This is a genomic window from Prolixibacteraceae bacterium (genome assembly GCA_019720755.1).
Classification (GTDB): domain Bacteria; phylum Bacteroidota; class Bacteroidia; order Bacteroidales; family Prolixibacteraceae; genus Halosquirtibacter; species Halosquirtibacter laminarini.
On sequence record CP081303.1, the window covers coordinates 1,728,067 to 1,740,003 of the forward strand.

Annotated in this window: 7 protein-coding genes; 6 read left to right on the top strand and 1 reads right to left on the bottom strand. The window is 35.6% G+C overall.

All coding sequences use genetic code 11. The annotated features are described in order from the left end of the window. Nucleotides 1-191: 191 nt before the first annotated feature. The 6 genes from K4L44_07035 (at nucleotide 192) to K4L44_07060 (ending at nucleotide 10,291) form a co-directional block, all read left to right on the top strand. Nucleotides 192-782 (top strand): hypothetical protein, encoded by a 591-nt coding sequence (locus tag K4L44_07035; protein QZE15581.1) that lies wholly within the window; start codon nucleotides 192-194, stop codon nucleotides 780-782. A gap of 134 nt (nucleotides 783-916) precedes the next feature. Next, entirely contained in the window at nucleotides 917-2,959 is a 2,043-nt protein-coding gene (locus tag K4L44_07040; GenBank protein QZE15582.1) for a M13 family metallopeptidase, read from the top strand. Between the two features lie 140 nt (nucleotides 2,960-3,099). Continuing rightward, a complete protein-coding gene (locus tag K4L44_07045; protein ID QZE15583.1) occupies nucleotides 3,100-5,472 on the top strand; it encodes a TonB-dependent receptor in 2,373 nt (790 codons plus the stop codon). Nucleotides 5,473-5,706: 234 nt separating this feature from the next. Next, complete coding sequence (locus tag K4L44_07050; protein QZE15584.1) at nucleotides 5,707-7,722, top strand: glycoside hydrolase family 97 protein; 2,016 nt, start codon at nucleotides 5,707-5,709, stop codon at nucleotides 7,720-7,722. A 141-nt stretch (nucleotides 7,723-7,863) separates the two neighbouring features. Continuing rightward, on the top strand, nucleotides 7,864-9,183 hold the full coding sequence (gene nhaA / locus K4L44_07055) for a Na+/H+ antiporter NhaA (protein QZE15585.1): 1,320 nt from the start codon (nucleotides 7,864-7,866) through the stop codon (nucleotides 9,181-9,183). Between the two features lie 205 nt (nucleotides 9,184-9,388). Next, the gene (locus K4L44_07060) at nucleotides 9,389-10,291 is read left to right on the top strand and encodes a DMT family transporter (protein QZE15586.1); all 903 of its coding nucleotides are present in this window, start codon (nucleotides 9,389-9,391) and stop codon (nucleotides 10,289-10,291) included. 183 nt (nucleotides 10,292-10,474) lie between these two features. Here the strand turns inward: K4L44_07060 and K4L44_07065 are convergent, their stop codons facing one another. Beyond that, nucleotides 10,475-11,839, bottom strand: coding sequence for an MATE family efflux transporter (locus K4L44_07065; protein QZE15587.1), 1,365 nt, complete (start codon nucleotides 11,837-11,839; stop codon nucleotides 10,475-10,477). Nucleotides 11,840-11,937: the final 98 nt, after the last annotated feature.

The following is an 11,937-nucleotide window of genomic DNA, read 5'->3' on the forward strand; positions in this document are numbered from 1 at the left end:
AAGCTATTTTAATATTGAAATCAAAACATAAATAATAAATTAAGGTTAAATAATGTAATTAATGGGATCGTATGTGTCTGATTATATGGTATGCATACTATATTGGGCTAAAGGGATATTTAGAGATTGATTGTGAATATTTATATTTGATAATAAGAATTAATACTGATGAAATCTTTATCGTTAATTTTATGAAAAGAATTGAACTAATATTGTCTATTTTAGTAGGAGTGATGCTTGTGGCCAAGATCGCTATGATTCATCATTTTACTACAACCAACTATATCATACTTGCTCTTTTTACACTTTTTTATATGATATGGGGAATTGTAGGGTTTAAGGATGTGAGGGCAAGACATTTAATAAAGCGAAGGACCTATCGAAATTATGGTCTTTATAAACGTTATTTTCCTATTGTAAATGGATTTACATTGGGGATGATTACCTTAGGTTCGATATTTAAGTTTAAGTTGATGTCTAACTATTATTGGGTTTTATGGTTTGGAGTGATCTTAACGATAATCATATTTTTCATGGAGGTTTTTGATTATGTTAGGAGTAAAAAAGTAAAGATTCCTAGGCCTATTTTCAGGTCATTGGGCTGGATTATTTTGGGTAGCATTATCTTAAATTCTTCTGGGCTTGGAATAGTGAAATTGCGTTATAGAAATCATCCTGAAGTGATTCGAGCTTATGAGCTACATTTGAAACATCCTCATGATGTTAGATATCTTGATGCTTATAAGAGATATGTCAAACGCATTGACGAAGACCGTCGATAGTTTTTTTGAAGGTGATTTTTAATTGCTTCATATCGATTGCATGGGACTTTTTGACAGGAAACATGCTGTAATTTTTGTAAATAATAGTTTAAACAACTTATCTTTGTTTGTTGACAAATTTTAAAACAAATAAAATGAGTAGACGTGTAAACTATAGTTTGGGGTGTTTTTGTGCAACTCTTGCCATAACATTCAGTGGGTGTTCGGTTGATTCAAAGAAGGATAATTCGGAGAAGATACCTGCAATTAATGTAGCAGATTTGGATTTGAAAGCAAATCCATGCAATGATTTTAATGCTTATGCCAACGGAGGTTGGAAAGCAAGTCATCCAATTCCATCTGATCGAAGTCGATTTGGTACTTTTGACATGTTAGGAGATAGGGCACAAGCGCAGGTGAAAACTCTTTTCTCTGAGATAACTGGTGGAGAACATAAAGAGGGCACTAACGGATATAAGATAGCAACATTCTATAACTTGGGAATGGATACTGCTAAGATCAACCGTGATGGGATATCTCCTATATCTGGGCTTTTGGAGTCTATTGATGCGATAAAAGATAGAGCTGGATTGTTAGATCAAATTGCTTTTTTTCACCGTCATTTCATGAATCCTGGTTTTGCATTTTATGCAACTTCAGATATGAAAAATAGTGCTTATGTGATTGGTTACCTTAGTCAATCAGGGCTAGGTCTTCCTGACCGTGATTACTATACAGATAAAGGAGAACATGCTGATGAAATTCGTGCAGCTTACAAACTTCATATGACTAAAATGTTTGGTCTTACAGGAGATAAGAATGCACAAGAGACCACAAACATGGTGTATAACTTGGAGGATAAGCTAGCCAACAAGATGATGACTCGTTTGGAGTCTCGCTCTCCTGAGAATATTTACCATATCTATGATCTTGCTAGTTTGAAGAAACTTGCTCCTCAAATTGATTGGGATCAATATTTCAAAGGAATTGGAGTAGATGAGGTGAAAGAGCTTAATGTTGAGCAACCAGAATATCTTCAATTTTTTGCGAAAGAGTTCGAAACACTAGATCTAGAAGTTTGGAAAAGCTATTTGAAATGGAATGTAATCAATGAGATGGCTTCTTATTTGTCATCAAACTTTGATAAGCAAAACTTCGAATTTTATGGTAAAACGTTGAGTGGGAAAGAGCAGCAACTGCCTCGTTGGAAGCGTGTTCAAGGGTCTGTAAACTCTTCTTTGAGTGAAGCTATTGGACAGTTGTATGTGGAGAAATATTTTCCTGCATCAGCCAAACAACGAATGGTAGATCTAGTTGGAAATCTTCGTGTTTCGTTGAAAGAACGTATCAAAGGACTTCCTTGGATGGGAGAAGAGACTAAAGTGAAAGCTTTAGAGAAACTAGCTGCGATTAATGTGAAGGTAGGATATCCTGATAAGTGGAAAGACTATAGTTCATTAAATATTAAAAATGACTCGTATGTTCAAAATATTGTTCGTGCTTCAGCATTCTCTTTTGAAGAGAATAAAGCAAAACTTTATAAGCCTGTGGACCGTTTAGAGTGGGGAATGTCTCCACAAACAGTGAATGCATACTACTCACCAAGTATGAATGAGATCGTTTTTCCAGCTGCGATATTACAACCACCATTCTTTAATATGAATGCAGATGACGCGGTTAATTATGGAGCTATTGGTGTAGTTATCGGTCATGAGATGACTCACGGTTTCGATGATGAAGGTCGTAAGTATGATAAAAATGGTAATTTTAATGATTGGTGGACTGAAGATGATGCAAAACGTTTTGAGAAGAGAGCAAATATCTTAGTAAATCAATATAGTAGTTTCATTGTATCGGATACTGTTCATGCAAATGGAAGCTTAACACTAGGTGAAAATATTGCTGACCTTGGAGGTGTGAATATCTCATACCAAGCTTTCCAAAAAGTGAAGAAAGATGATAAAAAGATTGATGGATTTACTCCTAATCAGCGTTTCTTCTTAGCTTATGCTCATGTATGGGCGAGCAACACTCGTGAAGCAGAAAAATTAAGAAGAACAAAAACGGACCCACACTCTTTGGGTAAATATAGAACCAATGGTATATTACGTAATGTTCCCGCTTTTTATGAAGCTTTTTCAGTAAAAGAGGGCGATGCCATGTATCTTTCAAAAGAGCAGAGAGCAGAGATTTGGTAGTATCACTCTACTAAAAGATAATAAAAAGAGGATTTCACTTCGTGAAGTCCTCTTTTTTGCTTTCAATAGATACTATTGAGTTAAAAAGAGAGTTATTTATCTAAGGGTCTATTACTATTTTAAATAATATCAATAAATATATGAGTACCATTCCTATTCGTCTTACTTTGCTTTCAGTTTTACTGTGTTTTACTTCATTGATGGGGTATGCACAACACCCATCAAAAAAATTAAAGGGAATCGTTCATGACCTTCAAGGAAAACCAATGGGTGGGGTACAAGTGATATATCTATATAAACAAAAAGCTGTTGTAACTCAGGACAATGGATCATTTGAGATGACACTTCCTGTAGACACCTGTACCATCGAATTTCGTTATTTCTCGTTCAAAAAGAGAAGATATTTAATCGATATGCAGAAGATGGCCTATTTGAAGGGAGTTCTTGAGCCATTAGAGATTTTGGAGGTTCATGTTACAGGAGATCGAAACGCTTCATCTATGCAGCGAATAGAACTCTCATCGGTGAAGATGATGGACCATGGTCCTTCTGGTGGAGTAGAGAGTCTTTTGAAGACCCAGCCTGGTGTGAATAGTCGAAATGAATTGAGTAATCAGTATACCGTAAGAGGTGGTAATTATGATGAGAATCTACTTTATATTAACGGAATACAGATATATAAATCACTTCTATTTCGTTCTGGAAAACAGGAGGGGTTAAGTTCGATCAACCCTTTAATGGTAGATAGAGTACAGTTTTCTACTGGAGGTTTTTCTGCAAAATATGGGGACAAGTTGTCCTCGGCTCTTAATGTTTCGTATCGATTGAATGATACACTGAAGACCACACTGAAGGCGAGTATGCTCGGTATGTCGGCTCATACACAGGGGACATTGAATAAGTTTTCATATAATATTGGAGCCCGCTATAAGACGACCACCTATCTTTTGTCAGATATGGATGAAAAAGGAAATTATGAACCTCTTTTTTATGATTTCCAAGGTGTCTTTCGTTACTCTTTGGGGGAGAAGTTTTCTTTAGAGTATCTGTTTTTTCTCTCTAGAAGTGACTACTCTTTTAAACCTGAGAGTAGGGATACACGATTTGGAACATTACAAAATCCTCTACATTTTAAGATATACTACGATGGACAAGAGAAGGATCAATTTTTAAACTATACCAATGCACTAAAGCTGATTTGGACCCCAACGTCTAATAGTGAAGTGGTATTTGCTGGTTCGCAATGGATAGATAAAGAGAGGATTCGTTATGACATTATGGGGCAATATTATCTTCAGAAAGCAGGAGAACAGATTTCACAAAATATATCAGATAATAATAATCATGCAGGAGTTGGGTCAGATTTTAAGCATTCTAATGAAAAGGTGGATGTGAGAATTGATGCTTTACAGCTAGATTTTAAGGTGTTTAATGATTATCATAGGTTTCAAGCTGGGGTGAAATTTGAGAAAGAATATATTTACGAAGACAGTAGAAGATGGGCTGTGTACGACTCGTCGGGGTATTTCCTTCCGGACAATAATGATGTAATCTCTGTAGAATCTACCTATACGATGAAGAATGATATCGACTCTAAGCGTTATCAAGGATATATAACAGAGAGTCTCTTCTTCCCTATAGGAGGTATGGATTTGGCGATGAATGTGGGGTTAAGGTATCAATATTGTGATTATTTGAACGAGGGGACTTGGAGTCCTAGAGCTTCTTTAAATATCGCACTAAATGATAATAAGAATTTACGTTTGGCATGGGGAATATACCAACAGATGCCCTTTTATCAGGAATTCAAGTCTATGAATGGAACTTTTGTAGAGCATCTTTCTGCTCAAAAATCTACACATTATATAGTGGGATATAGTCAACCATTAGGAGAAGGAAGAAGAAAGATGATATTATCTATTGAGGCCTATTATAAAAAATTGCAAAATATGATTCCATATCTTTTAGATAATGTCTATATCCAATATTTACCAGAATATGTTAGTAATGGTTATACAAAGGGGATAGACATGAAGCTTGTTGGGGAGTTTGTTCCTGGAGTTGATTCATGGATAAGTATGTCTTATTTAAAGTCTGAAGAGGATATCGAAGGGGATTTGTATGGTTATATCCCGAGACCCTCGGATGAACGACTCAACTTGAACCTGTTTTATCAAGATTATCTTCCTGGCAATAGACTTTTTAAGATGCGAATGTTATTCTATTACTCAACAGGAGTCCCTTTTTATGCTCCTCAAGCGATTAAAACAGATAACTATTTCCGTATGCCATCTTATAAACGTATTGATATAGGCTTTTCACGCTCTTTAACTAGTCGTAGAATGAAACAAAAAGGAGCTGATCTTTGGGTGGGTTTTGATATTTTCAACTTGTTCGATATGTCTAATACCATCTCTTACTACTGGATTAAAGATATTCATGCGAACCAATATGCTGTTCCGAATTATATGACTGGAAGACGTTTTAATGTGAGTATGACGCTGTCTTTCTGAAATGTTATAGAATATTTCAGAACTGTTTTTTAATATCTGATATTGGTTGGAAATATGAATTTTTCGTTTTTTTTATTCTATTTCGAAACAACTTCATAACATAAATCCTTAAAATAGATTTAATATCACCTTGTGTCTAGTGAAATTAATATAATCTGATATCTTTGTGAGTACTGACTATTGTGTGTTTAAAGAAAAAAAGATTAATTTAAAGTAGTATATAAAAATAATAACATGAACAGGCTAATATCATTAGTATCACTATTCCTAGGAGTGCTTCTGCTCTCCTGTGAATCTCCACGAAAAGTAGAAATTTCTTCTCCAAGTAGTTCCATCGAGGTGAAGTTGTCTTTAAGTGGTGGTGTGCCGTATTATCGTGTATTTTACAAGGATAAGATGCTGATAGGAAAATCTAAATTGGGTTTGCAATTTAAAAATCTAGATAATTTAGATTCTGAGATGGTTGCAGTCTCATGTGATACCATTCATCATAGAGAGAAGTGGAGTCCTGTGTGGGGACAAAGTTCTTCTATAGATAATAATTATAATGAAATGGTATGGACGCTTCGTAATGAAACACGTATGGAGATGAAGGTGCATTTTAGAGTTTTTGATGATGGCGTTGCTTTCCGATATGTTGTACCTAGAAATGATATGATGGATAGTATATTGGTTTCAAAGGAGCTGACTCAGTTTAGTGTCAAGGGAAATCCTGAAAGTTGGTCAATACCTGCTAATTATGACTCTTATGAGATGCTCTATAATCATAAACGACTTTCTAAGGTGAAAGATGCTAATACTCCTATTACAATGAAGCGTGAAGATGGAGTATATTTGAGTATTCATGAGGCCAGTCTTACCAACTATGCAGGAATGACTTTGGTAAATGAAAGAGGAAATAATGTGTTAGGTGCAAATCTTGTTCCTTGGCCTGATGGGATAAAGGTAAGAGTGGACTCTGACTTGATTTCTCCATGGAGAACAATACAAATTGCTCCAAAGGCAGGTGACTTGATTACTTCTTCTTTGATTTTGAACTTAAATGAACCATCAAAGGTTAAAGATACTAGTTGGATTAAGCCGATGAAGTATGTAGGTGTTTGGTGGGGTATGCATATTGGTACTGAAGTTTGGACTGAAGGGGGACGTCATGGCGCTACGACAGAAAACTCAAAGCGTTATATCGACTTTGCTCACGAACATGGTTTTACTGGTTTTCTTCCTGAAGGATGGAATAAAGGATGGGACAAGTGGGGACAGAGTGGTGCCTTTGATCAGATAACTCCAGCAAAAGATTTTAATATTGAAGAGGTAGTTAAGTATGGTAAAGAGAAAGGCGTAGGTTTTATTGGTCACCATGAGACTGGTGGAGACATTGTTACCTACGAAAAATATATGGATAAGGCATTCAAAATGCTACATGATTTGGGGGCTGTAGGAGTTAAAACTGGTTATGCTGGAGGAATATATCCTCGTGGTCAGCATCATCATGGACAATTTATGGTTAATCATTATAGACGTGTGGTGGAGACTGCTGCCAAATATCATTTAATGGTAGATGCACATGAACCAATTAAAGCTACAGGAATTGCTCGTACTTGGCCAAATATGATGACTCGTGAAGGGGTTCGTGGTCAGGAATGGAATGCTTGGAGTGATGGAAATCCACCTAGTCATTATGCGACGATCCCATTTACTAGAATGTTGGGAGGTCCTATTGATTATACTCCTGGAATATTTGATTTGTTAATTAAGAATACTAAAGATAAACGCGTAAGTTGGAATTGTGACGATCTATCGAAGACTCGTGTACATACTACTTTAGCGAAGCAATTAGCATTGTATGTTGTGATTTTTTCTCCTTGGCAGATGGTAGCTGACCTACCTGAAAACATGGAAGGGAATCCAGCTCTTCAATTTATTGAAGAGGTGCCTACAACATGGGATCAAACACTAGTACCTATTGCACAAATAGGTGAAGAGGTGGTTATTGCTCGTAGAAGTGGGGAGAATTGGTTTATTGGGGGACTAACCAATGAGAAAGCTCGTGATAGTAAACTGACTCTTAATTTCTTAGAAGGAAACAAAAAGTATAGAGCAACGATCTTTAGAGATGCTGCAGATACTGATTTTGATAAAACACCTGAAAAGATTGCTATTGAGACAAGAGTGGTTTCTACACACGATGTTTTAAATGTACATATGGTACAAGGTGGTGGTTATGCTATTTCATTTATGCCTATTAATTAAATACAAACCATTTTTAAAACACTAAGTATGAGAATTGCACCATTATTTAAGAAGAAAAACGCTGTTTTTTACTCCGCATCTTTTTTTAATTCCAATTGAGTTGATAAAAAGATTAAAAACGCAGAACGAAACTATATTAAAATGAACATTGAATCTCAAAAAACCGGGCGTATTAGAGCCCGATTTCATCAATTTCTAGAGGCAGATGCTTCTGGTGGCGTATTGTTAATTGTATGTACTTTTGCTGCTCTACTATGGGCAAATTCTCCTTTTAAGGAAGCTTATGAGCATCTATTACATTCAGAGATTGCTTTTCACATTGGATCATTTCATTTTGAAATGCATCTATTGCATTGGGTAAATGATGTCTTAATGGCAATATTTTTCTTTGTCGTTGGATTAGAGATTAAACGAGAGATTATTGCTGGCGAACTCTCTTCTTTGAAGAAAGCAGTCCTTCCTGCTCTTGGAGCTGTCGGGGGAATGCTGCTTCCAGCAGTCTTTTTTGTTATGATGGCAGCGGGAAGACCTGGTGCTCAAGGATGGGGTATTCCGATGGCAACTGATATTGCATTCTCTCTTGGAATATTGAGTCTTTTGGGCAAAAGAGTTCCATTGCCATTGAAAGTTTTCTTGGTTGCTTTGGCTATTGTGGATGATTTAGGAGCTATTGTGGTTATCGCACTGTTCTATACTTCTAATTTGGCTGTTGGCTATCTGTATTATGCATTGGCTATTTTGGCTGTGATGTTTGTGATGAATAGACAAAAAGTGTATAAGATTTATCCTTACGTAATTTTAGGAATTATTGTGTGGTATTTCTTCTACCTCTCGGGTATTCACGCAACTATTGCTGGAGTATTGGTTGCTTTTACTATTCCTATTCGTAGAGAGCTGGATGAGAAGATCTTTAATAAAACTTTAAAAAAGATCTCTATTGACTCTGAGCATGTAACAGATTATACGATTAGTGATGAGGATATTCATAAGATTGATCATTTAAGAAAGAATGCGAAACGAGTATTAAGTCCTGTACAGTATTTAGAACATAAACTACATAAAGTGGTTAACTTCTTTATTATGCCTGTTTTTGCCGTTGCTAATGCAGGGGTTGACTTATCCTCTGGTGGTGGTTCAGGAGAAGATTATAGCTATATCTCTCTGTGTGTAGGACTTTCCCTGCTTCTAGGTAAAACCTTCGGTATTGTTGGTGTTGCTTGGTTAGGGGTAAAGCTAAAGATTGCAGAGCTTCCAAAATCCATTAAATGGAAACATATGTTTGGAGTGGCAATGTTAGGTGGACTCGGCTTTACGATGTCTTTATTTATAAGTAACTTGGCTTATATGGACGTTGCTATGTTGAGTGCTGCGAAAGTAGGTGTGCTTGTCGGGTCTACGGTTTCGGGTATTCTAGGATATTTTTATTTGAAATTAACACTTCCAAAGACAACTTTAGAGTAGTCTTAAGAAAACTAAACTTAATATTGTGGGTTATAGATGTTTTATTCTATAGCCCATTTTTTTGTGTTGTTGATCGATACTAGAATAGTATAGGATTTGAATATGTGATTTTGAGATATCTTATTTTTTGGGATGTTTGTCCTTCTATGGGATTGATCATGAAATATTAAAAATAAAAAGATTATTTTTTGTCAAAATATTAATAATGAAGGATTCAAGTAAAAAGAGTTTGTTATTACTCCATTTGGTGGTAATTATTTATGGTTTTACTGGTGTTTTAGGACGTTTGATTGAGATGGAAGCGGTCTCATTAGTATGGTATCGTATTCTGTTTGCTTCGTTTAGTTTGGGAGCTTATATGGTGCTGACACGTATGTCTTTTAAAATGGAGACAAAAGCTCTTTTAAAGGTTGCTGGCATAGGACTTATCGTTGCAGTTCACTGGATTACTTTCTTCTATGCCATTAAAATATCCAATATATCTGTTGCCTTGGGAACCTTCTCCGTTGGAACTCTGTTTGCAAGTATTCTAGAGCCTCTTTTCTTTAAAAAGAAAATAAAGAAACTTGAAGTGGTTACTGGCTTACTAATTATTATAGGATTGTATATAATATTTAATTTTGAGTTTAAATATTTTGCTGGAATTATGGTTGCCATCCTATCGGCTTTTCTTGCAACACTTTTTACTGTATTGAATAGATTCTTTGCTACTGAAGAATATTCCCCAATAACGGTGTCGTTTTATGAGATGGTCGCTGGGGTACTCGGTATTACTATTTGGATGGGAATAAAGGGAAATCTAAATAGTGCTCTTTTTGAAGTGTCCTCCATAGATCTCTTCTATCTAATGATACTAGGAGTCGTCTGTACAGCTTTTGCTTTTGTTTTGAGTGTGTGGGTAATGAGACAATTATCTGCTTATACAGTAGTTCTTACAGTCAATCTAGAACCTGTTTATAGTATTGTTCTTGCACAAATACTATTCCCCGAAACAGAGAAAATGTCTTTTGGTTTCTATATTGGGACATTTATTCTACTATTAGCAGTTTTTCTATTTCCTATTGTAGAGCGTTGGTCCGTGACGAGAGGTCGAAGTTTAAAATCGTAAGATGAATAGATATAATCCTAGATCTAAATAGAATCATTTCTAGGTTAAAATTACATTTAGTACTTTGTGATTGACGATTAATTTAACAAGAGTTGCTTTCGAATGGAGAGGTGATGAATGTTACAGAGTACAATATACAGTTTATCCGTAAGACTATATTATTGTACTCTGTAATCTTGTATTTTAGATGTTCTGCTCTATATTTTTGTTAAGCTTCTTCATCTCAAAAAAGAAAAGAAATAGAACAAATATAAAAGACATTGTGTCGCTTATTGGACCACATATCCATACTCCTTCTAATCCATAATGCTGTGGAATAACTAAAAGAAGAGGGATAAGTAGAATTACTTGACGTAAAAGTGACATAATCGTAGCCGTGAGAGCTTTACCAATAGATTGGAAGTAGTTTGATACTACTACTTGGAATCCAACTACAGGAAGAGTGATAAGAAGAACACGAAGACCTCTAGTCGAGAGCTTCATAAGTTCTGGACTATCGTGGTTAAATAGTTTTACAATACCTTGTGGGTAAAGCTCAACAATAATCCAACAAATGACCCCAACTACGGTGGCAAAACGAATTCCTAAAAATAAAACCTCTTTTACATTTTTGTATTTCTTTGCTCCAATATTATATCCAATAATTGGTTGAGAAGCCATATTGATAGCAATCATTGACATAATTATTAGATTGATGACACTATTGATAATTCCCATCGCACCAACAGCCAAATCTCCTCCATACTTAATGAGCTGGGTGTTCAGTATTCCTTGAACTAAACTTGCCGCTATTTGCATAGAGAAAGGTGCAAAACCTATGGTGAAAATATACCAAACAATGTCACCTTGCAATTTCATGTCCTCCCTTTTTACGTGGATATTGGCTTTTGGGCTTTTTACAAAGTGATACAAAACCCATATGCATAATATAGCCATAGATATTATTGTTGCTATAGCTGCACCTTTTACTCCCATATCGAAGCAAAAGATAAAGATTGGATCTAGAATTAAATTTGTTCCTGCACTAATAATAATTGAATACATTGCAATTTTAGCATTGCCTTCAGATCTTATTAGGTTGTTCATACCAAAACCTACCATGTTAAATATCGTACCAAATAGGATGATATTAAGATAGTCATTCGCATAACCTATTGTCTGATTACTTGCTCCAAAGAGCTTCAATACAGGCCCTTTTACAGCAAATCCGAGAACAGTAACTCCTAGGGCAAGAAGAATTAAAAGAGTTAAGGCATTTCCGAGTACTTTTGCGGCTCTACTCATGTCGCCTTTACCCATATTTATTGAGATACGTACTCCTGCACCCATCCCCACCAGCATGCCAAATGCCATCATGATAATCATAATAGGGAAGACAGCACTAAGTCCTGATAGTGCATAAGCACCAACTCCGTGACCTATAAAGATTCTATCTACAATATTATATAGAGAATTGACCGCTACACTCGTGAAAGAAGGGATGAAGTATTTCCAAAAGAGTTTTTTTATTGGAGTACTCTCAAGCTCCATGTTTTTGTTCTTATTCATTAATGTGTTATTAATATGGTGCTGCAAAATTAACAAACATATTTAGAAATAGATCTTGGAATTTAGTTATAAAGTATGACGAATACTGTTAAAGCTCC

Bases quoted from the DNA above. Each gene is read 5' to 3' on its own strand.
- K4L44_07035 (QZE15581.1), top strand. From the start codon at position 192: ATGAAAAGAATTGAACTAATATTGTCTATTTTAGTAGGAGTGATGCTT.
- K4L44_07040 (QZE15582.1), top strand. From the start codon at position 917: ATGAGTAGACGTGTAAACTATAGTTTGGGGTGTTTTTGTGCAACTCTT.
- K4L44_07045 (QZE15583.1), top strand. From the start codon at position 3,100: ATGAGTACCATTCCTATTCGTCTTACTTTGCTTTCAGTTTTACTGTGT.
- K4L44_07050 (QZE15584.1), top strand. From the start codon at position 5,707: ATGAACAGGCTAATATCATTAGTATCACTATTCCTAGGAGTGCTTCTG.
- nhaA (QZE15585.1), top strand. From the start codon at position 7,864: ATGAACATTGAATCTCAAAAAACCGGGCGTATTAGAGCCCGATTTCAT.
- K4L44_07060 (QZE15586.1), top strand. From the start codon at position 9,389: ATGAAGGATTCAAGTAAAAAGAGTTTGTTATTACTCCATTTGGTGGTA.
- K4L44_07065 (QZE15587.1), bottom strand. From the start codon at position 11,839: ATGAATAAGAACAAAAACATGGAGCTTGAGAGTACTCCAATAAAAAAA.